The sequence below is a fragment of the Dactylosporangium sp. NPDC050688 genome (genome assembly GCF_040654515.1).
Lineage (GTDB): Bacteria > Actinomycetota > Actinomycetes > Mycobacteriales > Micromonosporaceae > Dactylosporangium.
The window spans coordinates 66,719-92,528 of sequence record NZ_JBFAIC010000021.1; the positions used below are offsets into that span (position 1 = coordinate 66,719).

27 protein-coding genes are annotated in these 25,810 nt (G+C 72.8%); 15 read left to right on the plus strand and 12 right to left on the minus strand.

Translation table 11 applies throughout. The features are described 5' to 3' along the window. Positions 1-69 precede the first annotated feature (69 nt). Positions 70-402: an STAS domain-containing protein gene (locus tag AB0H83_RS21585; RefSeq protein WP_360096581.1), complete on the minus strand. Its 333-nt coding sequence runs from the start codon at positions 400-402 to the stop codon at positions 70-72. 217 nt (positions 403-619) lie between these two features. On the opposite strand from AB0H83_RS21585, the gene AB0H83_RS21590 reads away from it, so the two are divergent. The 8 genes from AB0H83_RS21590 to AB0H83_RS21625 all read left to right on the plus strand — a co-directional run bounded on the left by AB0H83_RS21590 (position 620) and on the right by AB0H83_RS21625 (position 7,376). After that, a complete protein-coding gene (locus tag AB0H83_RS21590; protein WP_360096584.1) occupies positions 620-1,021 on the plus strand; it encodes an STAS domain-containing protein in 402 nt (133 codons plus the stop codon). 69 nt (positions 1,022-1,090) lie between these two features. Further along, positions 1,091-1,765: a response regulator transcription factor gene (locus tag AB0H83_RS21595; RefSeq protein ID WP_360096587.1), complete on the plus strand. Its 675-nt coding sequence runs from the start codon at positions 1,091-1,093 to the stop codon at positions 1,763-1,765. Next, entirely contained in the window at positions 1,762-3,117 is a 1,356-nt protein-coding gene (locus AB0H83_RS21600; RefSeq protein ID WP_360096590.1) for an ATP-binding protein, read from the plus strand. Before AB0H83_RS21595 ends, AB0H83_RS21600 begins: the two co-directional genes overlap by 4 nt. Continuing rightward, a complete protein-coding gene (locus AB0H83_RS21605) occupies positions 3,114-3,686 on the plus strand; it encodes a GerMN domain-containing protein (RefSeq protein WP_360096593.1) in 573 nt (190 codons plus the stop codon). Before AB0H83_RS21600 ends, AB0H83_RS21605 begins: the two co-directional genes overlap by 4 nt. Positions 3,687-3,981: 295 nt before the next feature. After that, a complete protein-coding gene (locus tag AB0H83_RS21610; protein WP_360096596.1) occupies positions 3,982-5,409 on the plus strand; it encodes a protein kinase in 1,428 nt (475 codons plus the stop codon). Beyond that, positions 5,406-5,756 (plus strand): STAS domain-containing protein, encoded by a 351-nt coding sequence (locus tag AB0H83_RS21615; RefSeq protein ID WP_360096599.1) that lies wholly within the window; start codon positions 5,406-5,408, stop codon positions 5,754-5,756. Before AB0H83_RS21610 ends, AB0H83_RS21615 begins: the two co-directional genes overlap by 4 nt. A gap of 123 nt (positions 5,757-5,879) precedes the next feature. Then, a complete protein-coding gene (locus AB0H83_RS21620) occupies positions 5,880-6,404 on the plus strand; it encodes a hypothetical protein (protein WP_360096602.1) in 525 nt (174 codons plus the stop codon). Positions 6,405-6,422: 18 nt separating this feature from the next. Further along, complete coding sequence (locus AB0H83_RS21625) at positions 6,423-7,376, plus strand: cyclase family protein (RefSeq protein WP_360096605.1); 954 nt, start codon at positions 6,423-6,425, stop codon at positions 7,374-7,376. Positions 7,377-7,427: 51 nt separating this feature from the next. Here AB0H83_RS21625 and AB0H83_RS21630 read toward each other — a convergent pair whose 3' ends face one another. Beyond that, the gene (locus AB0H83_RS21630; RefSeq protein ID WP_360096608.1) at positions 7,428-8,888 is read right to left on the minus strand and encodes a M1 family metallopeptidase; all 1,461 of its coding nucleotides are present in this window, start codon (positions 8,886-8,888) and stop codon (positions 7,428-7,430) included. Positions 8,889-9,021: 133 nt separating this feature from the next. Beyond that, positions 9,022-9,753, minus strand: coding sequence for a hypothetical protein (locus AB0H83_RS21635; RefSeq protein WP_360096611.1), 732 nt, complete (start codon positions 9,751-9,753; stop codon positions 9,022-9,024). Positions 9,754-10,096: 343 nt separating this feature from the next. On the opposite strand from AB0H83_RS21635, the gene AB0H83_RS21640 reads away from it, so the two are divergent. Then, positions 10,097-11,338, plus strand: coding sequence for a helix-turn-helix domain-containing protein (locus AB0H83_RS21640; protein ID WP_360096614.1), 1,242 nt, complete (start codon positions 10,097-10,099; stop codon positions 11,336-11,338). A 16-nt stretch (positions 11,339-11,354) separates the two neighbouring features. On the opposite strand, the gene AB0H83_RS21645 is transcribed toward AB0H83_RS21640, so the two are convergent. The 5 genes from AB0H83_RS21645 to AB0H83_RS21665 form a co-directional block, all read right to left on the minus strand. Further along, positions 11,355-11,591 carry a potassium transporter TrkA gene (locus AB0H83_RS21645; RefSeq protein WP_360096617.1) on the minus strand — a complete coding sequence of 79 codons (237 nt, stop codon included), beginning with the start codon at positions 11,589-11,591 and terminating at the stop codon, positions 11,355-11,357. 12 nt (positions 11,592-11,603) lie between these two features. Further along, the gene (locus AB0H83_RS21650; protein WP_360096619.1) at positions 11,604-11,927 is read right to left on the minus strand and encodes a hypothetical protein; all 324 of its coding nucleotides are present in this window, start codon (positions 11,925-11,927) and stop codon (positions 11,604-11,606) included. Beyond that, positions 11,924-12,142: a hypothetical protein gene (locus AB0H83_RS21655; RefSeq protein ID WP_360096622.1), complete on the minus strand. Its 219-nt coding sequence runs from the start codon at positions 12,140-12,142 to the stop codon at positions 11,924-11,926. The genes AB0H83_RS21650 and AB0H83_RS21655 overlap by 4 nt, the downstream gene beginning before the upstream one ends. Before the next feature lie 22 nt (positions 12,143-12,164). Further along, positions 12,165-12,482, minus strand: coding sequence for a TraR/DksA C4-type zinc finger protein (locus AB0H83_RS21660; protein ID WP_360096625.1), 318 nt, complete (start codon positions 12,480-12,482; stop codon positions 12,165-12,167). Between the two features lie 189 nt (positions 12,483-12,671). Continuing rightward, positions 12,672-13,445 carry a cell shape-determining protein MreB gene (locus AB0H83_RS21665; RefSeq protein WP_360096628.1) on the minus strand — a complete coding sequence of 258 codons (774 nt, stop codon included), beginning with the start codon at positions 13,443-13,445 and terminating at the stop codon, positions 12,672-12,674. A gap of 537 nt (positions 13,446-13,982) precedes the next feature. Between AB0H83_RS21665 and AB0H83_RS21670 the strand changes: the two genes are divergently transcribed. Then, complete coding sequence (locus AB0H83_RS21670; RefSeq protein WP_360096631.1) at positions 13,983-14,402, plus strand: hypothetical protein; 420 nt, start codon at positions 13,983-13,985, stop codon at positions 14,400-14,402. A gap of 28 nt (positions 14,403-14,430) precedes the next feature. On the opposite strand, the gene AB0H83_RS21675 is transcribed toward AB0H83_RS21670, so the two are convergent. Then, positions 14,431-14,724, minus strand: a complete 294-nt coding sequence (locus tag AB0H83_RS21675; RefSeq protein ID WP_360096634.1) for a hypothetical protein — start codon at positions 14,722-14,724, stop codon at positions 14,431-14,433. Between the two features lie 25 nt (positions 14,725-14,749). Here AB0H83_RS21675 and AB0H83_RS21680 point away from each other — a divergent pair, with 25 nt between their 5' ends. Beyond that, the gene (locus AB0H83_RS21680) at positions 14,750-15,466 is read left to right on the plus strand and encodes a hypothetical protein (RefSeq protein WP_360096637.1); all 717 of its coding nucleotides are present in this window, start codon (positions 14,750-14,752) and stop codon (positions 15,464-15,466) included. 159 nt (positions 15,467-15,625) lie between these two features. Then, positions 15,626-16,120: a hypothetical protein gene (locus tag AB0H83_RS21685; protein WP_360096640.1), complete on the plus strand. Its 495-nt coding sequence runs from the start codon at positions 15,626-15,628 to the stop codon at positions 16,118-16,120. 154 nt (positions 16,121-16,274) lie between these two features. On the opposite strand, the gene AB0H83_RS21690 is transcribed toward AB0H83_RS21685, so the two are convergent. Continuing rightward, positions 16,275-18,332 (minus strand): RICIN domain-containing protein, encoded by a 2,058-nt coding sequence (locus tag AB0H83_RS21690; protein WP_360096643.1) that lies wholly within the window; start codon positions 18,330-18,332, stop codon positions 16,275-16,277. Between the two features lie 163 nt (positions 18,333-18,495). Here AB0H83_RS21690 and AB0H83_RS21695 point away from each other — a divergent pair, with 163 nt between their 5' ends. Then, entirely contained in the window at positions 18,496-18,624 is a 129-nt protein-coding gene (locus tag AB0H83_RS21695) for a hypothetical protein (protein ID WP_360096646.1), read from the plus strand. Between the two features lie 101 nt (positions 18,625-18,725). Then, positions 18,726-18,926, plus strand: a complete 201-nt coding sequence (locus AB0H83_RS21700; RefSeq protein WP_360096649.1) for a GNAT family N-acetyltransferase — start codon at positions 18,726-18,728, stop codon at positions 18,924-18,926. A gap of 106 nt (positions 18,927-19,032) precedes the next feature. Here the strand turns inward: AB0H83_RS21700 and AB0H83_RS21705 are convergent, their stop codons facing one another. After that, positions 19,033-19,791 carry a hypothetical protein gene (locus AB0H83_RS21705; protein WP_360096652.1) on the minus strand — a complete coding sequence of 253 codons (759 nt, stop codon included), beginning with the start codon at positions 19,789-19,791 and terminating at the stop codon, positions 19,033-19,035. A 93-nt stretch (positions 19,792-19,884) separates the two neighbouring features. On the opposite strand from AB0H83_RS21705, the gene AB0H83_RS21710 reads away from it, so the two are divergent. After that, entirely contained in the window at positions 19,885-20,034 is a 150-nt protein-coding gene (locus AB0H83_RS21710) for a hypothetical protein (protein ID WP_360096655.1), read from the plus strand. Positions 20,035-20,224: 190 nt separating this feature from the next. Here AB0H83_RS21710 and AB0H83_RS21715 read toward each other — a convergent pair whose 3' ends face one another. Next, entirely contained in the window at positions 20,225-25,498 is a 5,274-nt protein-coding gene (locus AB0H83_RS21715) for a hypothetical protein (RefSeq protein WP_360096658.1), read from the minus strand. Positions 25,499-25,810: the final 312 nt, after the last annotated feature.

Genomic DNA, 25,810 nt, shown 5'->3' on the forward strand with positions numbered 1-25,810 from the left:
CAGGTTCGTGTGCCGCGGCCGGCAGCCACCCCGCTCGCCCTGACGCGGCGGCGCCGGGCCAACGTTTCCTCAGGCCGGCGGGACAAACCTGCCGGGCGCGGTGACCTGCAGGACCCGGTCGACCCGGGCCAGTCGCAGGGTGCGGGCGACCTTCGGTGACAGGCCGCGCAGGGTGAGCCGGCCGCCGTCGCTCCAGACCTTGCGGTGCACGTCGAGCAGGACCCCGATGCCGGCGGCGTCGATGTACGCGCACGCCGTCATGTCGATGACGAGGTCCGCCGGGCGCAGCGCGGCGGCGTCGTCGAGCAGCGCCCGCAGGCGCGGCGCGGTGCTGGTGTCCAGCGGGTCGGTGACCAGCACCTCGACCAGCCGCATTGCTGGTGTGTGCGCTATCGGCTGCATGTCGTCTCCTTCCGGGTCATACGTGTCAGCGTCGCCGCCGGGTTCGGCGGCAGGCCCTCGGCCCTGTGACAGTTGCGTGACATCCGCACGGCGCCGCCAGGGCAGCGCCGTCGCCGGGTGCGGGGGGTGCGTCATGGAACCGTCACACCGCTGCGGGGTGTTCTCCACATCGGCGGCGCAGGGTGATGCAGGTGCTGGAGATCTCGCGGGAGGTTGCGTGACAACGCCCATCGTGCCGCCCATCGTGCCGCGCATCGTGGTCGTCGTCACCGGATTGTTGGACGCGGCGACGCTGCCGCGCTGGCGGCAGCGGCTCGAGGACGCGGTGACGGCCGTCCCGGCGCATCTCGTCGTCGATCTCACTGGTTGCGCTGGTGTCGACCAGGCGGGCACCGCGCTGCTCGCCGCGGTGCACGAACGGCTGTGGGCGACCGGGGGCCGGCTCACCCTGCTGGGCATGAACCCCCGGCTCGACCAGGTCCCGCCGCAGGCGCCGACACCGGCCGGCTACCGGCCGCGGCACCGCAGGCAGTGGCAACGTGCCCGGCAGCCCGCCGACCAGCGGCAGAGCGACGAGCTTCGCCGGTGGCCGGCGCCCACGACCGGCGGCGCCCGGTGACAGCGCTGCCAGGTCGCAGCACGGCGTTCCGGCGGCGATACGCACGCCGTGGGAAGGCATGATGCGGTGATGGCAGGTGTACTGGTGATCGAGGACGACGACCGGATCCGGTTGTCGCTGATGCTGGCGCTGGAGGACGAGGGATATACGGTCCGGGCCGCGGCGAGCGCGGAGGAGGGCCTCGAGGCGCAACGGGCCGAACCGGCGGACACCGTCCTGGTCGACCTGATGCTGCCCGGGATGGACGGCTTCGACTGCGTACGGGAGATGCGCCGCCACGACGACGTGCCGATCGTGGTCGTGAGCGCCCGCGACGACACGCATGACATCGTCGCCGCCCTCGAGGCGGGCGCCGACGACTACCTCGTCAAGCCCGTCGCGGTGAAGGAACTGTCGGCCCGGCTGCGGGCGCTGCGACGACGGGCCCGCACTGCGCCGCCGACCATGTCCAGACTGGTCTTCGGTGACCTGGAGATCCTGCCCGACGCGGGGGAGGTGCGGCTGCGGGGCACGCCGGTCGCGGTGACCCGCACGGAGTTCCGGTTGCTGTGCGAGCTGGCCGAGCATCCCGGCCTGGTGCTGTCGCGGCAGCAGCTGTTGCAGCGGGTGTGGGAGTACGAGATCGGCGACGAGCGGCTCGTCGACGTCCACATCGGGCGGCTGCGGCAGAAGGTCGAGCCCGATCCGCGGACACCGCGGCACCTCGTCACGGTCCGCGGCATGGGCTACAAGCTGCAGCGATGAGACGTGCAGGGCTTCGGACCCGAGTTGTCAGCGGATTCGCCGTCGGCGCGCTGCTGCTGTCAGCGTCGATGGCGTTCGCCACGTACCAGGCGACCCGGCGCTACCTGCTGGAGGGACGCGAGCGGGTGTCGGTGCGCGCCGCATCGTATGACGCCCGGATCCTGCGGGAGGGAATGCTCACCGACCAGGTCGACGTCGTGAACCTGCTGCGGGCGCTGGACACCGGCGGGAACCGGCGGGCGATGCTGTACCGCGACGGCAACTGGTTCGGCCGGGCGGCCGACGACGGCACCACCGAGGCGGTGCCGCAGAGCCTGCAACGCCTGGTCCAACAGGGGCAGGCGGGCAAGCAACTGGTCCGGGTCAACGGCGTCCCCGCGATCGTCGTCGGCGTGCCGTTGACCGACACGGCGGCGCTGTACGAGGTCGATCTGTTCCGGGAGCTGGACCAGACGCTGCGGACGCTGAGCTGGGTGCTCACGGTCGTGGCCGCGCTCACCGCCGTCGCGGGGGCCGGCCTCGGCTGGTACGCAGCCCGGTACGTGGCCCGCCCGTTGCGGTCGGTGGCCGGCGCGGCGAAGGAGATCGCCGCCGGCGACCTGTCGACCCGGCTCGACCCGGCCGTCGAACCGGATCTCGTCCAGCTCACCACCTCGTTCAACGACATGGTCGACCGGCTCGCGAAACGCCTCGAACAGGACCGCCGCTTCGCCGCGGACGTCAGCCACGAGCTGCGCTCGCCGTTGCAGACCCTCGCCGCGTCGGCCAGCGTGCTGGCCCGCCGGCGCGAGCACCTCGACCACCGCACCGGGCTGGCGGTCGGGCTGATCGTCGAGGAGATCGACCGGTTCCAGTCCCTCGTCGACGACCTGCTCGAACTGGCGAAAAGCGACCAGCCGGTCAACCGCGAGGAGATCGACGTCGTGGCCGTCGCGCGGCGCGCGTGCCAGGCACGGAAGCTGGCACCCGGCCTCGTCACCGCCGCTGGTGACACACCGCACCTGTGGCCGGTGGACGGTCGCCGCGTCGAACAGATCATCGGCAACCTGCTGGACAACGCGGCACGCTACGGCGGCGGAGCCACCGCCGTCCGGGTCGGGGCGATCGGCGATGTGTGGTTCATCGAGGTCGACGACGAAGGCCCCGGCGTCAGCCCGGAGGACAAGACGACGATCTTCGACCGGTTCGTGCGGGGCCGCGCGGCCCGCGCCCGCACCGACGACGACGGCGCGGGGCTGGGCCTGGCGCTGGTCGCGCAGCACGCCGCGGCGCACGGCGGCCGGGCCCTGGTCCTGGACCGGCCCGGCGGCGGCGCCCGGTTCCGGGTCGAGCTGCGCCGGGAGCCGTTGTGACCGGCCGGCGACAGGCGCTCGTCGCCGCGTTGGCCGCCGCGATGATGCTCACCGGATGCGGCGTGCCGACCGAGGACGACCCGCGACCCATCTCGGTGGGCAGCCGGCCGGACCCCACGACCGCGGCCCACACCGCCAGCCCGGCGCCGGGCGTACCGGTCGAGCTGCTGTACCTCGTGCGCGACGACGTCCTGGTCGCGGTGCACCGCCCGGCCCAGCAGACGCCGGCGATCGACGAGCAGCTGCGGCAGCTGCTGGCCGGCCCGACCGCGACGGAACGGGAAGCCGGATACACCAGCGCGTTGACCGGCATCACCGTGACCGGCACGGTGGAGGTCCGCGGCGGTGACGCGACGGTCGAGATCGGCAACCGGCCCGACGGCGCCGGCCGCAACGACGAGGTCCTCGCCTACGGCCAGATCGTGTGCACGCTCACCAGCCGTGCCGATGTGCGAACCGTGTCGTTCCGGCTCGACGGTCAGCCGCTGCGGGTGCCCCGCGCCGACGCGTCCCTCGACGACGGCCCGCTCACGGCCGCCGACTACACCGGCCTCATCCGGCCGGCCTGACCACCGCTCGCGCCGGCCAGGCGGTGGTGGGATGCCCGGGGGGAGGACCCCACCACCGCGTCTGCGGGAGTTCAGCGCACGCGACGCGTTCCCTCCGAGCTGCGTGGCCAGCTGGCCGGTTGCAGTCTGCTCCGGCGATATGGAGACCGTCCGGCGGGAAGATGACAGTTGGATGACGGCGCGTCGTCGCGCAACTGTCATACATTCGCCGGTTGTCCTCCATGCCCCGTGGTGAGGATTGCGCTCTCGGCTCCGCTCGGTGCCGAGCAGCGCACGCCAGGGAGGTGGCGACGTCATGCCGATGATCGGCGGCCGGTACCGGCTGATCGCCGAGGCGGGCACCGGCGGCATGGCATCCGTCTGGCGGGCCGTCGACGTCCGGCTCGAACGGACCGTCGCGGTCAAGATGCTCCTGCCGCAGCTCGCCGGCTCCGCACGCGCGCAGGAGCGGGCCGAGGTCGAGGCCCGCGCAGCCGCCCGCCTCATCCATCCGAACATCGCCGTCGTCCACGACGCGGGGCACCTGCGACGAGGGCTCCGCCGCCGGCTGCCGTACCTGGTGATGGAGTTCGTCGACGGTGAAACCCTCGGCGAACGGCTGGCCGGTCCGGACTCGATGCCGTGGCAGCGGGCGGTGCGCATCGCCGTCCAGGTCGCCGACGCGCTCGCCGCCGCGCACCTGCACCGGGTCGTGCACCGCGACATCAAGCCGGGCAACATCATCCTCACCCCGTCGCGGGTGAAGGTCGTCGACTTCGGTCTCGCCGCGTTCTGCGGGGTATTGCCCGCAGGCCCGGCCGGGGTGATGCTGGGCACGCCCGAGTACATGGCACCGGAACAGGCCCGGGGCGAGCCGGTGACCGCCGCCGCCGACGTGTACGCACTGGGCCTGGTGCTCATGCAGATGCTGACCGGTGCGCTGCCCTGGACCGCGGCGGACCGGCAGGGCCTCGTGCGGCAGCGGCGCCGGTCCCCGCAGGTGCGCATGCCACCGACGGCGCAGGTGCCGGCAGCGGTGGTCGCGCTGTGCGATCAATGCCTGGCCGGCGATCCGGAGCTGCGACCGTCCAGCCGTCACGTGGCCCGCGTCCTGCGTGAGGCGCTGGCCGAGTACGGCACGGACCCGGAGCCGGACCCGGCCGACGTGGGCGAGCACCACCGGCCGGCGCCGCCACCGGCACGGGCGGCGACACCACGGCCGGCCCCATGGGAGGCACCCGCCCGGCACCGTCCGCGCCACCGGAAACGGCGGTCGGTGGCGACGCTCATCGCCGTCCTCGCCGCGGTCCTGGGCTGGATCCACCCGATCGGCCGGCCGTCGACAGCCACGGCGAGCGGCCCGGCCGGTGCGGTCGGACCGGCCGCCCCGGGCCCCGCGGCCCCTGAAGCGTGCGCGATCCGGTACACCAGCCAGCGCGACGGCACGACGTTCACCGCGGAACTGTCGGTCGCCGGGCACCTGCGACAACCGTGGACCCTGCAGTTCACGGTGCCCGCCGGGCAGCGCATCGCCACCGTCACCGGGATGCCGTGGTCGCAGGCCGGCACGCAGGTGACCCTGACCGGCACCGCACCGCTGTCCGCCGGCCGGGAACTCACCGCCACCATGACGGGCGACCTGCACCGCATCGACGCACCACCGCCGACGGCCTTCGCCGTCAACGGCATCACCTGCGACCGCGTGGTGTCCGTGCTCGCCCTGAGCCGGCAGGACACGGTGTGACCCGCCCTGACCCCGCCGCACCCAGGGGCGCCTCGCGGCTGCTCCGGTTCGACGCGGTCATCGACAAGCCCCACGACATCGGACACCTGGCGCTGTACTTCGCCATCCTCAGCGGCTCACCGGGCCGGCGCCGGGTCCACCTGCGGGTGGACGTCGCCCGGTGCGATGTCCTTGCAGCGGCGGACATTGACCTCCTCGTCGAGCTGCACCGGCGGCTCCGCGAGCACGGCGGCCGGCTGACGCTGCGCAAACCGCCGGCGCGGATGCAACACCTGCTGCAGCGGGCGGACCCGGCCGCACTGTCCGAGATGCTGCACGACGGCGACGGCGCATCTGCAGTGATCTGACCCCTTGCGGCGAACCGGCCTGGGCCACGCGCCGTGCCCGTTCGCGGTGCGCGACCGTACGATGCGCTCCTGCGCACCGGCGAGACACTGCGGGCGCCGTGGCGCGTGCCGGACGGCTGGCGGGTGGACGAGGTCGTCGCGGTGGCCGGCCGCACGTACGCGTGGCTGGAGCCCGACGGCGACACCCCGCGGACCGACTGGCGCGGCTGGCTGTGGGACGCGGTCGGCGGCCGGCCGGTCGCACCGCCCGTGTTCGTGCGCGGGTACCGCTGGGGGCCGTGGCCCCTCGGCCGGCGGCCCGCGCTGCTGGTGAAGACCGACTGGCAGGACTACCGCGTCCTGGACCTGGCCCTGCGCCGGCCGGTGGGGCCGGCCCTGCCGGAGCCCGCCGGGGACCTGAGCGCGCCCGCCGCCGGTGTCCTGCACGGCCGTGCGGTGCTGGCCGCGGCGGCCGGGGCGGCGGTCACGGTGTGGGACCTGCTCAGCGGCGTGCCCCGCCACGTCGTCACCGTGCCGGAGGCGCCACTCGCGGTCGCGGTCGCCGCCGACCGGCTGTACATCGCCGGCCCCGAAGGCGAGATCAGCACACATCCCGTGCCGCTGCGGGCCGTGCACCCGATGGCCGTCCGCACGGCGCGCCGCAGGTGAGGCGGATACGATGCCGGGATGACGGCAGGGCGGCCGATACCCACCCCGGACGACGTGCTCGGGTATTTCGACACGCTGTCGAACTGGGGACGCTGGGGCGACAACGACGAGCTCGGGACGCTGAACCACATCACCGACGACGTCCGGCTGGCGGCGGCGCGGGCCGTGCGCCACGGCAGGAGCGTGTCGTGCGCATGGGAGGTCGCCGTGCCGGACGAGATGGAACGGTCCACGACGAGCTGCCCGTGCGCCGCCGAGATGCCGGGTGCGCAGCACATGCCGGCCGCGTTCCACGCCGACCGGCGCTGGGGCTTCTCGTCCGAGCGGCTCGGCATCACGTTCCACGGCAACACCCTCACCCACGTCGACGCGCCGTGCCACATCTTCTGGGACGGCACGATGTACAACGGGCGGCCGCACTCCCTGGTCGACGCGGCGACGGGATCGGCGTGGGCGGCCGTCACGGCGGCGGCGGACGGGATCGTCACGCGTGGTGTCCTGCTGGACATCGCGAGGGTCCGCGACGTGCCGTGGCTGGAGCCGGGGGAGGGCGTGGTCCCCGAGGATCTGGAGGAGGCCGAGCGCCGCCAGGGTGTGCGGGTGCGACCCGGCGACGCGGTCCTGCTGCGGACCGGCTACGGCCGCGCCCGGCACGAGGCCGGCGCGGCCGGCGGTTTCACGCAGGCCGGCTGGCACGCCTCCTGCCTGCCGTGGCTGCACGAACGGGGGGTCTCGCTGATCGGCGCCGACACCCCGCAGGACGTCCAGCCGTCGGGGTACCCAGACGTGCTGATGCCGGTGCACGCGGTGGGCCTCGTCGCGATGGGGCTGTGGCTGCTCGACAACTGCGACCTGGAGGCGTGCGCGGCGACCGCCGCCGAGCTCGGCCAGTGGGACTTCCAGCTCGCCGTCGCGCCGGTCCGTTTCGCCGGTACGTCCGGCAGCCCGGTCAACCCGATCGCCACCTTCTGACCGACCGGCGGCCGTCCGGTGTACGCGCCGGACGGCCGCTCGCGCAGCGGGCTACTTCGGTGTGGTCGGCGAGTCCAGCCAGGTGTTGATGAGCGACGTGAAGTCCTTGCCGGTGTGCTGGTTCACGAACGCGATGAACGACGCCCGGTCCTGGGTCGTGCCGCGGTGCTTCTGCGCCCAGTCGGCCGCCATCGCGAAGAACGCGGCGTCACCGATCTGCTTGTGGATCTGGTGCAGCATGAGCGCCGGGCACATGTAGACGTTGCTCTCCGCGAAGCTGTCCGCCCTGGGCTTGCCGGGCGGGCCGAGGTTCTTGCGCAGCCGGGCGTCGACGCCGCGGGCCCAGTCCTCCCACTGCTTCGCGGTCACCTTGTCCCGCTCGTTGGTGTACAGGTGCTGCGCGTACGTGGCCCAGCCCTCGTTGAGCCAGAGGTCGTTCCAGTTCGTCGGGGTGACGGCGTCGCCGAACCACTGGTGGGCGTACTCGTGCAGCAGGTCGGCGTCGAAGCCGGCCTTGAAGTCGGCGTCGCTGCCGTAGTCGGGCAGGCCCATGGTGATCATCTGCTGGGTCTCCATGCCGGAGGCCGACGGCACCATGAGCACGCCCGCGCTGTCGAACGGATACGGGCCGAAGCGCTGCTCCAGCCACTGCAGATACTGCGGCGACTTACGCAGGTAGGGCAGCGCCTTGTCGTCGGGGCCCTGGCGGTACCAGTACGTGAGCGGGATGCCACGCGGACCGGTCCCGGTCTCCTTCTTGTACTGCCCGACGGCCAGGGTCGTGAGGTAGCTGGCCACCGGCTGCGTCGCGGTGTACGTGAACGTGTTGCCGTCCTGGCCCTTCAGCGTGCCGCTCGCGATCGCCGACCAGCCGTCCGGCACGGTGACCGCGATGTCGTACAGCGCCTTGTCCGACGGCTGGTCGTTGACCGGGTACCAGGTGCTGGCGCCGTACGGCTCCTGCATCGTCCACAGGCCGTTGTCCTTGGTGACGGTCAGCCCGAGCGGCTCGACGTCCCGGCGGTGCGACGGCATCGGCACCGTCGCCGGCGTGCCGTGGTACTTGACGACGAGGGTGGCGAACGCGTCCTTGGCGACCGCCCCCGGCACGGTGAGTTTCGTGTCCGCCACGGTACCGGTGGCGGCCGCCCCGTTCAGCGTGACCGCGTCCAGCGCGTACGCCTTGGAGAAGTCGAGCTTCACCTCGGTGAGGTCGGCCGCGGCGCGCAGCCGGAGCGTCGCCGTGCCGGTCAGTGTCTTCGTCTGCGGCTGCCAGGCCAGCTCGAGCCCGTAGTGCAGCACGTCAACACCGGGATTGCCGTAGTTGGGGTACACGGGGTCGGCGACCGGCGTGGAGCGGCCCGCCGCCCAGGCGCTGTAGTCGGGGCCGGCCGGGCTGGCGGCGACGCTGGGCGCCGCGCTGGCGGAGGGCGCAGGTTCGGGGCCGCTATCGGTGCAGGCGGCCGTGAACAGGGCCGCGGAGAGAATGATCGGGAACCATGATCGACGCACGGCGCAGACCATACGGTACCGCGACCCGCCGCGATGCCCGGTGACAGCGAGCCCGGTCGATGCTGGTGGGGGCCGTACGTGCGCCGCCGCCGGCCGTCAGGCGCCGGCGCGCCGCCGGCCGCGACCGGCCGGCTTACCGCTGGTCGGTGCCCGGCAGCGGCAACAGCATGAAGCCGTCATCGTCGTCGGAGGCCGCGCCTGGGGCGCCGTGGTCGAGCATCCGCTCCACCTCCGGCAGCAGCCGCGCCGCGAACATGACCTCGCCGAGCCCCACGCACGCGGCGGCCACGACGAGCCCGGTGGCCGGCGCGACGGCGACCGCCATCGCGGCGACCAGGCCGCACGCGGCCCGCATCCGCAGGCAGCCGCGGGCCAGGCCGGGGAACCGCGCCGCGCCCCCGGCGTCGCCGGCCGCCGCGACACCCAGGGCGAGGCTGATCGCCGCGACCGCTGTGTCGTACGCCGGCAGCTGCACCACGACCAGGCCGGCCACCGCCAGCAGCGCCGCCCCGGCCTGGAACAGGCGCGGCCCGCCGAAGCGGGCGCGCAGCAGCTGCCCGCCGCCGAACCGGCCGAGCGCGACGAACAGCAGCCACGAGCCGGCCGCCGCGGCACCGAACGTCCGCACCGACGACGGCCACAGCATCGCCAGCACCGCCAGCAGCAGGCTCAGCAGGCCGAAGCTCGTCACCGCCCACCAGCCGAGCACGCCGTTGAGCGGGCCGGCCTGGCGTCCCGCGCTGCGCAGCCCGGCCATCGCGTCACGCTCGGCCGTGCGCAGCCAGACGCGGGCCTGCCGCGGTGCGGTCCGCAGCGCGGCGCGGACCTGGTCGGTGCCGGCGCCGGTGGCGGTGGGGGATCGCATGAGCCGCCTCCTTCGGTCGGGGTCGGCCATCTGGTACCCGCCGCACCGGCCGGTCGAACGCGCTCCGCGTGCCATTGCCGCTGCCGGTACGGGCACGACCATCGTCGCCTTGTCCGGCGGCGCCGGTCACCGGATCCGGGGCGCGACACCCGAACGGGGACCGGGCCAACCTGGCAAGATCACACGTGAGCCGGCCGGTGGCCGCGACGGGATCGGCCATCACCCGCGGTACGCACACCGCACCCGGGGCTAAACTGCCGCTGGCCGGCAGTCAGCGGCCGTTGTTCTCGCGGACAGCCGACCGGGGTGACCCGGCGGCTGGACGTCGGCGGGAGGTGGGGGTGTGGCCGACCGCAGTCGGCGGGAGTCAACCGGCGCGGCCACGGCACCGCCGGCGCAGCAGGTGTGGCTGGACGAGGTGGCCACCGCGGCCGCCCGGGACGCCGGGAGCGTGCCCGTGCAGCTGCTCGGCGACTACCTGTCGATGCTCGCCGACGCGGCGGTCAGCGGCCGCCGGCCCGAACGCGCCGAGCTTGACGCGGTGGCGCTGCTCGGCCGGCAGGCCGCCGAGCAGGGCATCTCCGCCGGGCGGGTGGTGCAGCTGTACCTGTCGGCGGCCCGGAGGCTGTGGCAGGACCTGCCCATGGTGGTGCGCTCCGGCGACAGCGAGGTCGTGCGGGCGGCGGCGGCCGCGGTGCTGCACGTCATCGACGACGCGGTCGCCACGCTCGCCGACGGCTACGCGGTCGCGCGGCGGGACCTGGTCCGGCGGGAGGAGGCACTGCGCCGGGAGCTCGTCGACGACCTGCTGCGCGGCGACTCCGACCTGGGCAGCGTGGTGGAACGGGCGGAGCCGTTCGGGCTCGACCTCGCCCGGGTGCACCAGGTGGCCCTGGCCGCGCCGAGCCGGCGGCTGCCGGACGCGGACGCGGCGATCAGCGCCCTCGAGGCGGTCATCTTCGACCGGCTCGGCGACCGCGACGTGCTCGTCGCCACCAAGGAACACCTCCTGGTCGTCCTCGCTCCGGCCGAACCCGCCGCGGCCGGCACGACCGCACCCGCGGGCCGCGACAGCGAGCTGGGCGAGCTGATGCACGGCGAGCTCGAACGGCTGCGGCACGGACGGCCGTGGCGGGTCTCGGTCGGGCGCCCGCACCCCGGCCTGTACGGCATCGCCCGCTCATACGAGGAGGCCCGCGAAGCCCTGACCATGGCGGGTCGCCTGCACGTGGACAAGCCCGTCATCACCGCGCACGACCTGCTCGTGTACCGCGTCCTGCTGCGCGACCAGCCCGCCATCGCCGACCTGGTCTCGGCCGTGCTCAGCCCCCTGCTGCAGGCCCGCATCGGCGTCGGGCCGCTGCTGGACACGCTGGAGGCCTACTTCGCCACCGGCGGAGTCGCCACCGAGTCCGCGAAGCGGCTGCACGTGTCGGTGCGCACGGTGACGTACCGCCTGGGCCGGGTCAAGGCCCTCACCGGCTACGACGCGGCCGACCCGGCCCACCGGTTCACCCTGCAGGCCGCGGTCCTCGGCGCCAAGCTCCTCAACTGGCCGGCCGAGACCCGCGCGGGCACGACCTGACCTGCCGGCGACCCGGTCAGCACGGCTCCCGGTCGGCGGTGACGTCGAAGACGCCGAGCAGCCCGGCCAGGACGATCGCCTCCTCCCGGGTGAGGATGAGGCGGCCACGGCCGTCCGGTTCGCCGCCGCAGCCGTGGATGAGCTCCCGGCGGCCGCCGGCGTGGTGCGCGATGACGGTGACGCGGCGCCCGGTGGCGCTGGTGAACGACCGGCACGTGCCGATGCCGGGCAGTGAGGTCAGTTCGATCTCCATGCGGGCTCCGCGCTACACCCGGTGCCGGTGACCGGCGTCGGTGCAGCCGGGACAGCGGCTCGCCGCCGGCTGCCGGAGCAGGTGGTCGATGCGGATGTCGGCCGCACATGCGGTACACACGCCGTAGCGGCCGTGTTCGAGCGCGTCCAGCGCATGCTCGAGGTCGCGGAGCCGGTGCCGGGTGAGCGCGGCCAGCGCCGGCTGTTCGGTGCCGCCGTCGCCGTCCGGCGCCGGCTGGTTGAGCAGGCGCAGCTGGGTGCGGCAGTGGTCGCGGTGCTCGTGCAGCAGCACCCGCAGCACCTCGAGCTCCCGCTGCCTGCCGAGGACGCCCGTCATGGCCGGGCCGCAGCGGCCGTCGCGATCCGGCGGAGCGCATCGGCTGTCTCGGCGACCGCCGCACGTGCCGCCTCGATCTCGGCCTCGTCCTCGGCCGTCCTGCGCGGGCGGTTCGTCAGGGCCGTCAGGCGCGCCACGTGCTGCGCGAACTGCGCCTCCAGCTCCTCGTGCAGCACCGCATCGTGCGGCATGATGGCCTCGCTTTCTTCGTTCATGGCAGCGCTCGGCGGCGGACGGTCAGCGTCCGCGGGCCTGGCAGGGCACGCAGAGCCGGGCGTGCGGCAGGATCTCCAGCCGCTCGGCGGGGATCGGGCCGGTGCAGCGTTCGCAACGGCCGTAGCTGCCCTCGGCGATGCGTGACAGCGCGGCGTTGACCTCCTCGATCGCGCGGCGGGCCGTGGCCGTGCGCGTAGCGATCGCGTGCGGGTCCTCGCCGGTGGCGCTCGGGTCGGCGCCGGCCGCTTCGAGGGTTGCGAGGGTCTCGGTGTGCTGCCGCAGCTGGTCCTGCAGCGTCTGCCGCACCGTGTCGAGGTTCGGAGCGGTGTCGACGTTCATGTGGATCTCCCATCAGCGTGCCGGAAAACGGTGTGTTGCGCCGGTCGAGCCGGCGTGCCGGAAAACGGTGTGTTGCGCCGGCCGCGCCGGCATGTCGGAAACGGTGTGCTGTACCGGTCGCGCCGGCCTGTCGGAAACGGTGTGTTGCGCCGGTCGCGCCGGTGGGTCGGAAGCGGTGTGCCGCGCCGGTCAGGACCGCACGGCGCTGCGGCGCAGCGCGGCGAGCGCGGCCAGGCCGGCGCCGCGCGCCGCGGCCAGATGCGGCGCGGCGGGACGGCGCACTGGGGTGCCCGTGGCGCCGGCGATGCGGGCGGCCAGCCGCGGCCGGGCCGCACCGCCACCGACAAGGAGCAGACCACCACGGACCGCCGCGGCGACGGCCTCGCGGTCACTGGCTGTCCGGCACACGTGACGGACGAGTTCGGCGACGGCGGTGACGACGGCCGCGTCAGGATCCGGCCCGCCGGTGTCGTCGTGCAGCCCGACGTCACGCCGCCGGGCCGCGACGGTCACGCCGTCCGCGAGCACGGCGACCTCGGTCAGGTGCGCGCCGATGTCGGCGATCAGCAGCGGCGCCGAGGCCGCGCCCGCGCCGATCGCCGCCGCGCGTACGGTGTCGATGAACAGCAGCCGCGCCGGTTCGAACACCGCCGTCAGCAGCCCGCGCACCGCCTCCAGCTGGGGGTCGCTGCCCACGGGCCGGCACGCCACGATCACGGCGCCGCCGGGCAGCGGGCGCCGCCGGGCGGTCCGAAGGCCCGACAGCAACGCCCACATCGCCTCCGCGTCGGTGATCCGGCCCCGGACGACCGGACCGTGCCCCGGCGTCCTCGGCGTCCCGGGATAGCTGACCTGCAGCAGGCCGTGGCCCGACGCCCAGATCCTGGTGCCCGCGCCGCCGAGGTCGAGCCCGACGGCCGACGGCCCGTGCGGCGCTGCATCGCCGGAGGGGTGGGTGAACATGGGGCTCTCCTCTCGGATGCCAGAACGCGCCCCATGACGGGGACGGGGGGATTGCCGGGCCGCACGGACCACGGGTCAATCGACCGGTGGTTACCGCGTGCGGCCGTAGATGGACCGGCGGTCAGCGAACGGCGGTCGTCACGCCATACCGGCCGGAGCCGGGCGGTGACGACGGCCGCAACGGGCGCGCGAGCCCGAGACGTCCCCTCACCACGGGGCATGCGGCGACCGGGACAGCGGTTCGCCCGCCGTGCACCACACCAGTCACCATGATCACCACCCCGCGTGCGAAGTACCGAAGGAACCTCCAGCATCGGCGACCGGCCGGCGACCGACATCGGGAGCGGTCGGCAAACGTGACGCCGGTCCAGTTGCCGACCACCGGCAATGTCGCCGACCACCGGGCAGGCGGGTGGAGGTGCGCGGCGACCGCTTCATCCCCGACGATGTCATCACCGATCCGGGGTGTCCCTGCGGTAGCGTCGATGGAGTTCGGGAGGTCGGTCAGCAGCACCCAGCCGGACGAAGAAAAGAGGCGTGGACCGCATGCCGATGAGTCAGCGCATCGGGGAGTTGGGCCGGCGTATCGCCCGGGGGCTCGTCTACGGATGCTTTGTCAGTGCTGGCGTCTCGACGCTGGCGCAGGTGGTGTCGCTGTTGACAGGCAGGCCGAGATTCGCCGGCTGGCCCTGGACGACCGGCGTCATCATTGTTCTGCTGATATCGGGCTACGCCCTCGGAAGGCTCCGCGGCTCGGGCACCTCGAATGCTGACAAGTCTCCCGGCCGATCGCGGTCTCCGATCGAACCCAGTATGGAGGCCGCCGAACAGATGGCCAGGTCTGGTCAGCGGATACAGGCAGTGAAAATGGTTCGCCAGTTGACCGGGCTGTCTTTGGAAGCCGCGCTTGCGGTCGTGCGGAAGATGGAGGAGCGCGGCAAGCTGGAGCGACCATAGGCCGAACCGGACGGATCGGTCGCAGTGTTCACCAGTACATCGGCCTGGCGGTCGGCGGGCCACAACCCTTGATCAAGCGCTTGGCGAAAGCCCAGGCTCGGTGCAGGTATGGTTCGGCGATGACGTCGGCAGGCGCGGCGCCCGGTGGCAGCATGCTGGCAGTCGCCGCGCGGATCGCTGCTGCGGCCGGCCTGCTGATCGGGCCGGTCGCGGTGTCAGGATGCGGCGCGCCCGAGGGGGAGATCACCGGGTCGACGAAGCTCTCGTACTTTTCGGCGACCTGGGTCGACGACTCGATCTTCTTCCTCGAGGTGTCGGCCACGGACTCCGACTCGACGACGGCGCTGGTGCGGGTCCGCGCCGGCGGGCGCCCGGAGCGGATCCCTGTGGCGCGTCCGAGCTGCCGCGACCCGGAGGACGTGGATGCGTCGGCGTCGGCGCTGGTCCCGCTGGGCGGGCAGGACATCGGGCTGATCGTGCCGTGCGGCGACGATGTCGAGCTGACCAAGGCCGCACTCGTCCGGATGAACGTCCGGGACGATGCGACGACACCGGTTGCGACTGTCGACTACGACGGCTGGGGAGTGGCGTGGGACGCCGATGCCGGGACCGGATATTCGCGTGCGAGCTCGTGCGGCGGCGGCATCCGGGCGTTCAAGGAGTCGGCGGCGGAGTGTTTCGGCGGTGCCGAGGCCAGGTTCCCAGCCGTTACGGCCGGTGGCAGCGTGATCTACCTGAGCACGAGCTGCGGCACGGGTGATGCCGGACCGGCGGGGACGTTCTCGGTCTGCCGCCATGACGGCCCAGGACGGGACTCGGTGCTGCGGCGAGGGGTACGCAAGCCGGGCGGCCTGGCAGTGGACGGTGACCGCGTCGCGATTGCCGGTGAGATCGACGGCAAGGCCGGCCTGTGGCTGCTCGACGGCGGGAAGGTCCGCCGGGTCGCGGCCGGTGACTACGGAGACCTCGCCGTCGCCCCGGGTGGAGGACGCGTGGTCGCTGTTCTGCGTGACGAGGGCTGGTTCTCGACCCGCTGGTCACTGCGTATCCTGTCGGTCGATTGACGCCGCGACGACGGACGATCCGGCCCGGTGAACGCCTCCTCGCCGGCGCGAAGACCTTGTCGACATGGTCAATACCGGCGCGTCCAGCACGGCATGTCGGGACCTGCCCCGCGCCACCGTCGTGACCGGCGCCGCTGCGGCAGCGCGTACCGTGGCAGCGTGCAGCTACGTGGGGTCGAGACGGCGGACGGAACGATGGCGACGCTGTGGTTCACGGACGGCGGCGTGTACCTGATCCGTCACTCCGCCCGGCAGTCCGTGCTGCTGCGCCGGGCGGGCGGCGCCGCGTTCGCCGCCGTGGCCGTCGCACTGACCGCGATGGGCGTCGGCAGCGCCGTTAACGGCCGAGCCGGCAGCATCCTGTTCGCCGGCGCCGGCCTCCTCGCCATCGCCGCCGCGGTGACGGCCGTCGCGGGGATGGCGCTGTCCAGCTGGACCGGACGGGCGATCCGCAGCGGGACGGCGGCGCCGGACCTGCCGCTGACCGGTATCGCCTGGGCACGCAGCGCCGAGGACGGGGAGCGGGTGCGGGTCACGGTCGGGATGACCGGCGGCGAGGTGCACGAGTTCACCGCTGCGGGGATGACCGGCGCCGATCTGGTCCGGCGGTTCGACACCCTGCTGCAGGCGGGCGGAGCCCCGAACCGGCGTTGAACGCGGCGGGTGGAGCGGTCGACCCCCGGCCGGTGACTGCCGCTACGGCCCCGGTCTGCAGGTCGTTGCATGCGGCCGCCTCCTCGGAGTCCAACTGCTGCAGCTGCGTCACGCCACCGGTCAGGTGGCCATGCTCGCCTGAGGGCCTGCCGCCTCAGGTCAGCGTCCAGCGCTGGTTGGTGCCCGAGCCGCACGCCCACAGGATGATCTTCGTGCCGTTGGCGGTGCCGCGGTTGCTGGCGTCCAGGCACAGGCCGGACAGGGCGCTGGTGATCGTGCCGTCGGCGTTGACGTTCCACTGCTGGTTCGCCTGGCCGTTGCAGTCCCAGATGACGACGCTCGTGCCGTTGGTGGTGCCGTTGTTGTACGCGTCCAGGCACTTGCTGCCGTACACGGTCAGCTGCCGGCTCTGCGTCTGTGTCCACGCCTGGTTGCCCTGCCCGTTGCAGTCCCACAGCTGCAGCTGGACGCCGTTGGTGGTGCTGGAGTTGTTGACGTCGAGGCAGCGGCCCGACTGCACGCCCTGGATGCGCACGGTGGCCGGCGCCGACGCACCGGGCAGCGCACGGACCTCGATCGCGTCGAGGTCCGGCGCCCACGCCGCGGCGTTGCCGAACGTCAGGGTGTTCGCCGCGCCGGCGGCCAGCTGCACGATGACCGAGACGGTGCCGGCGGTGGTCCACGACCCGGTCGGCGGGAACGCGACCACGGTGGACGGCTGGCCGCTCACCTGCAGCGTCGCGGTCCGGGTCGCGGTGTCGCCGTTGGTGTAGGCGACAGTCGCCACGGCGAGACCGGCCGCGGCGGCGGTGACGGCGTTGACGCGCAGGGTGCCGCCGTTGCCGACCCCGCCGACCTTCGCGCCGCCGGAGCAGCCGGTGCAGGCGACGACCGTGGCGCCGGTGCGGGTGTTGCCGGTCGCCTCGGCCTCGTACGTGCTCGCGGCGGCCTCGGTGCCGGTGACGGTCAGCAGCACCGACTCGTTCGCCGGCACGTTCACCGTGTACGAGGTGGTGAAGCTGCCCGCGTTCTGCGCCGACCACAGGTTGCGCACGGTGGCGGCCGTGGCGGCGAGCCCGAGGTCCGCCCAGCGCACGGTCATCGCCGCGGCCGTGGACGCGCGGTTGAGCAGCAGCACGGCGCGCCGGCCCGAGCCGGACAGCACCTTGCCGTACACCTGCCGGCCCTGCGCGTCCTGCGCGACCTTCACGCCTTGCAGCCCGCGCGGGTCCTGGTCGACCGCGATGACCTCGGGGTTGCGCAGCGTGGCGAGGGTGGTCGCGTCCATGGTGGCGACGTCGTCGCCGATGAGCAGCGGCGCGCCCGAGATCGCCCACAGCCCCAGGTGGGTACGGTTCTGCGCCGCGGTCAGCCCCGGCATGCCGGCGATCATCATGTCGGGGTCGTTGTAGTAGCCGGTGTGCTGTGCCGCGGGGTGGATGCCCTGGTCGAAGTTGGCCAGCACCATGGCCTGCGTCGCGGTCTGGCCGTAGTAGATGATGTCGGTGCTGGTGCGCCACATGGTGCCCATGCCGGGCGCCCAGTTCCACGGGCTCTGCACGCCCCAGTTGCAGATCGACAGGGTCAGGGGACGGCCGGTCGTCGCGGCGGCGGCGGTGACCGCGGCGCTGATCGCGCGGTACGTGGACTGCGGGTCCAGGCCCTCGGCGCTGCCGCCGCACCAGTCGACCTTCACGAAGTCGAAGCCCCAGCGGGAGAACTGCAGCATGTCCTGCGCGTAGTGGCCCTCGCTGCCGCTGCCCGGCGCCGCCGGCCGGCCCGTCGGGTAGTAGTAGCCGCAGCCGTCGCGCCCGGCGTCGGTGTAGATGCCGGCCTTGAGGCCCTTGGCGTGCAGGTAGTCGGCGATCGCGGCCATCCCGCCGGGCCACTCGGCGGTGTCGACGGTGATGTTGCCGGCGGCGTCGCGGGTGCCCTGCCACCAGCCCTCGTCGATGTTGACGTACGTGTACCCGGCGGCGGCCAGCCCGGAGGAGACCAGCGCGTCGGCCTGCGCCTTGATGACGTTCGCGTTGATCTTCGCGGCGAACGTGTTCCAGGAGGCCCACCCCATCGGCGGGGGCGGCACGGGCACCTGAGTGCCGGTCACGGCGACGGGCACCGGCACCGGTTCGGGCGCGGGCTCGGTGGCCGCGGCGGCGGCCAGCCCGGTGAGCAGGGCGAGGAGCGCGAGGAGACGGACCGCATGCGGCATCGGCTGGTGTCCATGTCAGTGATGCCCGGATCGGCGGTTCCGGGCGGCTGGATCGATTGTTATCGCTCACACTGACGTCCGTCAATCACCAGATGGAAGCTCATGTGAGCGCACACGCGGCGGCACGTCGGCGGCGCCGCCGGCGTCGTTGGAATACTGGGGCGTGGCATGGACGGAGACCACGCTCCTGCTGCAGCTGCTGCCGACGTCGGTGTGGTTGTCGGTGGTGACGAACGCCCGGCTCGCCGCGGACGACCGGAACGTCGAACTGCACGCCCAGGGCCTGCTGTGACCGGCGGGGGCCCGGCGGTCACACCGGGGCATGCCGCTGCGGGAACTCCTCGATCAGGGCGGTGGCCCTGCCCGCCTGGCCGCCGCCGAGCAGGCAGGGCCGTGCTCCGCGGCGCCCCGCACGCCCGCGGCCGCGGGCTGGCGTCCCGGGTCGTCCGCGCCGCCGCCGAGCGGATCGCGGCCCGCGGCGAGCGGGCGTTCCTGCACGTCGCGGCCGCCAACACCGGCGCGATCCGGTGCTACGAACGGCTCGGCTTCGTCATCCGCAAGTCCCTGCGGTTCCACGGTTACCGCGTGCCGTAACCGGTCCGACCGCGCCAGTGCGGGACGGCCGGCCACCCGATGACGGCGGCGGCGAGGACCATCGTCCCGTCGCCGACCCGAGCGGACCGGCCGGGTCCGTCCGGCCTCAGAAAAGGCCCCCGCAGGAATCGGCCAGCCGCGCCTGTTCGGTGAGGTTGAGGATCTGCAGGTGCGCCAGCCTGTTGCGGGCGGACTTCAGCTGCCGGCTCGCATCCCGCCAAACCGCGTCGTTGTGGGTCGGCAGGGCACGCACGACGGAGAACAGCCGGCCGACCTCGATCGGGCTCTGATCCTGGCCGGATCTGTCGGCGGCAGTGTTCACCTGCGCCTCACCGAACCGCTGGATCAGCGCTCGCACCAGCAACTGCCGCTTCGTCTCGATCCAGGGCAGCAGGACGCGTGACTGTGCCGCCCAGACGCTGTGTTCAATCGCGGCGGGAAGGGCGGCGAGCGCGTGCGGGCTCGGGCTGTGCTCGTTCTGCCACAGCTCCAGATGGCCCAGGTCCCACAGATGCGCGACGTCGGCGTGCGGCCAGGTCGTCTCCGCCTGCCGGCGCCCGCCGTCATGCGGGTCCGCCAGCGGTGGCACGGCCGCTTGGTCCTTGATCGTCGAGGTCAGGCTCTGCGGATCGCCGTCCCACGCCCGAGCCAGGTACTGCGCCAGATCGAGGTCCCAACGGCACACCTCGACGATCGTCTCCAGCCGTACGTCGCGCAGCACGCCTTCGACGTTCGCGCTGCCAACGAGCGGCGCCAGCCGGCAAGCGACGTCCCAACGCGTGAGCCGGCCCCACCACCACAGTGCCTCGAACGTCACGTCCGCGGTCTCCGTGCCCAGCAGCGGCAGCATGTCCCGGGTGCCCACGACCACCACCCGCGGCCGCAGGGTCGCGGGTCGCGGCCTGGAGGCCGCGGTGAGTCTGGTCATCAGGTCGGCGACGGCCGTGGGGTCCGGCGCATGGTGACCGGTGCAGTTCAGCACCGCGGTTCGTGCCGTCGCGTCCTCGTGGTCGAGGAGGTCGCCGACGACAACCGGCAGCTCATCGCCGAAGACGAGACATTCCGCGAGCCACCGCAGTGGCGTGAGTCCCGCCTCGAAGGGCCGTGAACGGCGGGGCTCCTCGCCGGCCGCGCGCAGGGCGTGCACGATGGCGGACACCAGACCGTCGACGAAGGACGACTCAGCGGCCCGTTGTGCGGGAAGGACGACAGCTACGTGCCGTCCCCGCTGCACCTCCTCGGTGACCTGCGCAACCAGCCTGTCAGGGCCCGGCAGCCTCCACACGGAGTCGTCCATGTCAACCCGCCACGGTCAGGGCTTCGGCGACCACGCCGTCAAGGACCCAACCCGCCTCGGTCGTATGCGCCACGTCGAGGAGCTGCATCCGGTCCAGGAACACGCCGGCCTCGCCGAGCACGGGCTCGAGATCGGCTCGGGTGAACGCCACCATGTGCCGTTCGTCGCCGGGGTCGCTGCTGTTCTCCGCCCAGGCGCGGGCCACCGGCCGGAGGCGCTCGTCGATACCGACGTCGTCGAGGAATCGTGTCGCCTGCTCCGGAGTGCTGAACGGGTGACGCAGCCCGCCGAGGACGTCATCCGTGGAGCGGCCGCTGTTCACCTGCTCGGCGGCCCGCTCCAGCAGCATCGGCCAACCCGACGTCAGCTCGTGCACCCTGCGTCGCAGTGCCACCGTCTCGAACGGGAAGTCGTGCCAGGCGCGCAACGCCTCCATCGGCCAGCGCCCGAGCCGGACGTGCAGGAAGGCGTCGCCGGCGGGCACGGCGAGCGGTGCTGCCGTCCGCAACCGGGCCACCACGATCACCCTGACGGTGAGCCGCTCCCGGATCCATGCGCCGATGTCGAGCAGCGTGCCCGCGAGGTCCACATCCGCGCGGTGATCCGCCTCGACGAGCAGCAACCGGTGCTTCTTGCCGTCCTCGAAGTGCTGGTGCAGCTCCGCCAGTGGTACCGGGATCAGGTCCAGTTGCTGCTGTTCGGCCATCCGGTGCAGCACGGCGCCGACCCGGTCGATACCGAGCGCGGGTGTACCGGTCACCACGGCTACCTTGTACTGCCGACCCGCGCGACGGACGCGCGACAGGTTGCGTGCCTTGTCCTCCTTCTCGCCGATGAGGTCAGCGAGGTCGGCGTCGGTCAGCGGCGAGCGCTCCCACTCCTTGCCGACCACCATGCGGCTCATGTTGGGGTTGTACTCGTACGGAAGCTCGAAATGCGTCGAGGCCTCCCGCAGTTCCTGGTCCAAAGCCTTCTTCGTGCCCAGCAGCGCGACCACGTTCGGCGACCGGATGCCGTAGTGCTCGCCACTGCGGTGCAGCACGCCGAGGCCGACCATCTCGTCGAGATAGCGCACGAAGTCCTTGCCGCGCAGTTCATCCTCCGCGAACCCCTTGGGCCACGAGGCGGCGCAGTATGTTCGCAGGTCATCGACGGAGAACGTGCTGCCCGGCTGCCCGTCCTCCAGGCTGAGTACCGTCACCACCAGGGCGATCACGCGGTAGCGGGTGTCCAGGTTGATCGTCCACCGGAACCGCTGCGCGATGAGGTCCCGCACGGCCCGATTGGCGTACACGCCGTCGACGTCCTCACTGGTGATGACGATCCGTCCCGCCCGGCGCACCGTGCGGCGTTGCAGATTGTCGATCAGCGCCTCGCAGAAGATCTGGACCAGGCTCGCCTGGTAGTTCGTCAGCGCCGCGATCCTCCACACCAGGTCGTCAGATTCGAAGTCGTAACCGATGGCCCGCATCGGCCGCTCCACCAGCTCCCGGACCTCCAGCGGACGCAGCGGCCCGATCAGGATGTCCGCGCCGCCGTGCGCGACCGGGGTGTTGGACAGGTCGTAGAACCGCTGCACCTGGTGCAGACCGGCGAACACCGGCTTGAACCGGCGGCCGTAGCGTTCCATCAGATTCTTGAGCCGCTGGAACGTGCGGAACTGACCCCTGCCGTTCTCATCGGGGGCGGCGTCGGCGGCGAGGAACATGTCGGCCTCGTCGAGCAGGAGCAGCAGGCTGTTGGCCTCGTCCCGGTCCAGCCATTCCCCGATCAGCTGGGACACCCGGTCGGGCAGGATGTGACGGCCGTCCGGCAGCACCCCGAGCTGGCTGAGCGGGCGGATCAACAGGGTCCACAGCTCCTCGGGCTTGCGGGCCTCACCGATCGACTCGGACTTCAGGTCCAGGTACAGCGCGACCCTGCGGCCGGTCCGCCCACGGACGAGCGGTTCCGTGTACAGCTTCTCGATCCTGCGCAGGAGCGCCGACTTGCCGAGTTGGCGGCCGCCGTACACGAACATGGATCCAAGCGCCCGCTCGACGGCCTCCCGCTCCCGTTCACGGCCGACGAAGACCTCGCTGGGCACGTCGCCACCGGCGAAGGGCGTGTACGGGTTGATCGACGTGAACGGCAGCGTCACCTCCTGCGTCGCCTGGAAACCGGCCTCCTGCCGGGTCGCCAGCCAACCGATGACCGCCTCGTCGATCACCAGGGTCGGTGACCCCTTGCCCGACGTCGGGATGCTGTGCTGGCGCAGCTTTAGCCGCTGCTCCACCGACATGATGCCGAAGTACAGAATGAGGTGCGCCGACGTGCGGCCCCGCTCCGGCACCAGGTCCAGCAGCCGGCCCGGGGTGGTGGACCGCTCGAACACCAGAATGACCGTGTACCGACCGTTCGCCTGCGTGCCCAGCTGAGGCACGTACGAGCTGTCCAGCGGCCGGGCCCGCACCTCGTAGGCCGCGATCCGGGTCCGCGGCGCGTCGGTGACGTCCTGGAAGGAGTTGTTGCTGCTCAGTGGGTTGAGCCCCAACATCCGCAGCACGTCGGCGAGCGCATTGCGGAACCGGATCTCGCCCTTGTTGTCGCGCTTGCGGGTGTAGTACAGCTGGTAGAGCTGCTTCCACGAGCTGAGGCCCTCGCGCAGGCTGCCGACCTGCGGCTGCTGGCCGCCGGCCAGGTCGATGATGCTCTGCAGCACCGCCTCCTCCGGGCGTTCGTGCGGCCCCGCCTTCGCCGCCGTCTCCGCCGCGTGCTCGACCACAGCCGGGAAGAACTCGTCGAAGTCGCCGCGACGCCCCACGGACACCGCCTCCGGCAGCGGCTCGCCGCTCTTGAGTTTGGTGATGAACTCCTCGGCGGTGACCTCGTCGTTGCGGTCCAGCACCCGCCGGATCCGTTCGATGTCGTCGCGGGGCGCGGCAAGCACCGCCAGTCTGCTCTCCAACTCCGCGCGGTACTCGGTCATGGCCCGCGCCGCCCGTGCACCCATCTCCGCGAGCGGTGCCCTGGCCAGGTCGTAGCGGTCCACCGGCGCGATGCGCCAGTCGTCGAGTTCGCTCTCCAGCGACCGCGCCAGCTCGTCCGATCCGAGTGAGCGCAGCTTCGCGATCGCGACGTCGGTTGCCTTGACGGCGGCGTTGTGTGCCCGGTTGAGCGTGTCGGCGTACCGCTCGACGATGTCGGACTCCTCGTCGCCGAGCAGTTCCCGGGCGGCACGGACGTTGCCTCGGTCCAGGTACCCTCGCACCGCCTCCTCCACGGTGCGGCCGTGCAGTGCGCCGTACAGATGTTCCGGGCGCAGCGGATGCGTGGGATCGCCGTTGACGTCCTGGTCGACCTCGTACACGAGCCGCAGCGCACGCCGCCGGACCTCCTGAAGGCTGCAGGGGCCGGTCGGCGCCGGGTCCTGCCGGATCCACAACGCCAGCCGATGCAGCGCGGCCTCACCGAGCGTCCGTGGCGCCGGTGGCGGCACGTAGCTCTCCCCGGCCCGGCGCAGCGCGTCCATGTCGAACAGGTCCGCCGGTCGGCGGGCCTGCCGGAGCCGGGCCGCCACCGCGAGCCCATGGGCCAGCAGACGCCGGACCTCATCGACCAACTGCAGCAGACGGGTCCTCGCCTTCGCCTGGATCGGCTGCTTCAGCTGCTGTGGCGAACTCAACGCCTGGTCGGCCGCGGTGATCAGCGCATTGACCGTGGCGCTGTTGCCCAGGATGTGCACGACATCCTTGAGCTCGTCGAGTCGTGGGTCGCCGCCGGTCGCCGCCGACGGTCCGGCCGCGGCGAGCAGGGCCAGGTCGGCCAGTGCGCGACCGAGTCGTTCGTTGTCCCGCACCAGGTGATGCAGGACGTTGCTGGCCCGGGGAAACACCACGTTGGCCCGGCTCAGCGTCTCCTTCAGCGAGGTGGCCTGCGGGGCCAGCGCTGCCCACTGTTTGAGCAGCTCGTCGTAGCCGCCGTCATCGGCGGAGGCGCGCCGGCCGCCGTGCTTGACCGCTTCGACCGCGACCGCGACCACGGCCCGCAGCGGCTCGTGCTGGATGTCGGCGCGCTCCACCAGCCGCGGCAGGCCGACCGGTGAGTAGCCGGCGGACAGCCCGAAGCGCAGGCACGCGGCGAGCAGCACGGCGGCCTCGTCCATGCCCTCCGGCTCCTCCATGAGGTCCGCGGGCAACGAACTCTCCAGGTTGTCCAGGTCGCAGCGCATGGCAGCGGTGAAGAAGGCCAGCGTCCGCTGGCGTGCTCTGGACTGGTCGTCGGCCTCGGCCGTCAGCCACGCGAGGTCCTCGCGTCCCTGGTCGATGAGGTCCGCGACCACAAGCGGCCAGGTGGCGGACTCGTGCGCCCGCAGATGTTCCTCGGCTTCCGGGAGATCGACGTCCGCCGCGGCGGTGGATGCCTCCGGGGCAACGCCGCCGGGCGGGGTCGCCGGCGCCGCCGGTGCGTACTGCGCAACGGCTGCCGGAGCCGGTGACACCGCATCCGGGTCCGCGGTGACGGCCGGGGTCTGCCGTTGCGCGGGTGCGGCCGGCTGCACGGGACCGAGTACGACAGGGCTGAAGGCGACGGGCCCGGGCGCCGGGTTGTACGTGGCAGGCGTTTGCGGGGAGTCCGGCGCCGCGACGGCCGTCGGCAGGCCGCCAGGCAGGCCTTCGACCGTGGCCGTGCTGGTCGGCGACACCTCGGCCAATGCCGTCCGGCCGCCCGGATCCGCGGGCTCATCAGGGCCTGTATCTGCCGCCGGTGCGCCGGTTGCGGCGACCGTGGCGACGTCCGCGCCGGCCGCCGCGGACAACCGCTCGTCCGCCGCGACGGCGAAGGACGCCCCGTCGTCGGGTCCGGCGGTCAGGCCGGCGGTGCGGATCACCTCATCCGGGTCGTCGTCGCCCAGTTGGCTGAGCTGCCGGCGGGCCTCCTCAAGGATCGCCTCGCGGCGCTGCCGGCGGGCGGACTCCGCGCGTTGCCTGGCCATCACCTGCAGCAACTCGCGCTCGGCGGCGTCGATCGTGAGCCGGGCCTGGGTGATGCTCCCGCACGGCGACCCCAGCACCGCTCCGGCGTCGTCCAGCAGTGACCGGACGTCCTCGAACCAGCGGTTCGGCTCGTCCAACGTCCCGGCCGCCGGCTCGCCCGCGGTGACCCTCCGCTCGGCGGTGGCGAGGCAGAGGAGGACCGCCGGCTCACGGTCGCTGAGTTGTCCGATACGTCTATGCAGGTCGCGCAGGGCATCGAGGCGGTGGGCGGAAGTGTCGTCCGGGTCGGCCTGCTCCATTCTGCAACGCTACGATTGCACGCCGTCGCCAGGCATCGACCGAACCACCACGGTCGTGGGCTCGCCGGTACGGCGGTGCCGCCGAAACGGCCGCCGCGGTCGCCGGACGCCCGACCCGCACAGCGTCGAACGTCCAACCGCTACCGGTGCGGCGGAGGATGACCAGAGCCTCGACCGTTTCCGCGTCGCGACGGTGGTCGGCAGGGCGTGTGCCCAGCCTGCCGGCACATCGCGTCGGCCGGAGTGAAAACGTGGCGCGATACCCGTAGCGCCGCGTCGATGCTTCGATGAAGATGGATCGTTGTTGCCGGG

Bases quoted from the DNA above. Each gene is read 5' to 3' on its own strand.
- AB0H83_RS21585 (WP_360096581.1), bottom strand. From the start codon at position 402: ATGCAGCCGATAGCGCACACACCAGCAATGCGGCTGGTCGAGGTGCTG.
- AB0H83_RS21595 (WP_360096587.1), top strand. From the start codon at position 1,091: ATGGCAGGTGTACTGGTGATCGAGGACGACGACCGGATCCGGTTGTCG.
- AB0H83_RS21600 (WP_360096590.1), top strand. From the start codon at position 1,762: ATGAGACGTGCAGGGCTTCGGACCCGAGTTGTCAGCGGATTCGCCGTC.
- AB0H83_RS21610 (WP_360096596.1), top strand. From the start codon at position 3,982: ATGCCGATGATCGGCGGCCGGTACCGGCTGATCGCCGAGGCGGGCACC.
- AB0H83_RS21625 (WP_360096605.1), top strand. From the start codon at position 6,423: ATGACGGCAGGGCGGCCGATACCCACCCCGGACGACGTGCTCGGGTAT.
- AB0H83_RS21635 (WP_360096611.1), bottom strand. From the start codon at position 9,753: ATGCGATCCCCCACCGCCACCGGCGCCGGCACCGACCAGGTCCGCGCC.
- AB0H83_RS21645 (WP_360096617.1), bottom strand. From the start codon at position 11,591: ATGGAGATCGAACTGACCTCACTGCCCGGCATCGGCACGTGCCGGTCG.
- AB0H83_RS21650 (WP_360096619.1), bottom strand. From the start codon at position 11,927: ATGACGGGCGTCCTCGGCAGGCAGCGGGAGCTCGAGGTGCTGCGGGTG.
- AB0H83_RS21655 (WP_360096622.1), bottom strand. From the start codon at position 12,142: ATGAACGAAGAAAGCGAGGCCATCATGCCGCACGATGCGGTGCTGCAC.
- AB0H83_RS21660 (WP_360096625.1), bottom strand. From the start codon at position 12,482: ATGAACGTCGACACCGCTCCGAACCTCGACACGGTGCGGCAGACGCTG.
- AB0H83_RS21665 (WP_360096628.1), bottom strand. From the start codon at position 13,445: ATGTTCACCCACCCCTCCGGCGATGCAGCGCCGCACGGGCCGTCGGCC.
- AB0H83_RS21690 (WP_360096643.1), bottom strand. From the start codon at position 18,332: ATGCCGCATGCGGTCCGTCTCCTCGCGCTCCTCGCCCTGCTCACCGGG.
- AB0H83_RS21710 (WP_360096655.1), top strand. From the start codon at position 19,885: ATGGTGACCGGTGCAGTTCAGCACCGCGGTTCGTGCCGTCGCGTCCTC.
- AB0H83_RS21715 (WP_360096658.1), bottom strand. From the start codon at position 25,498: ATGGAGCAGGCCGACCCGGACGACACTTCCGCCCACCGCCTCGATGCC.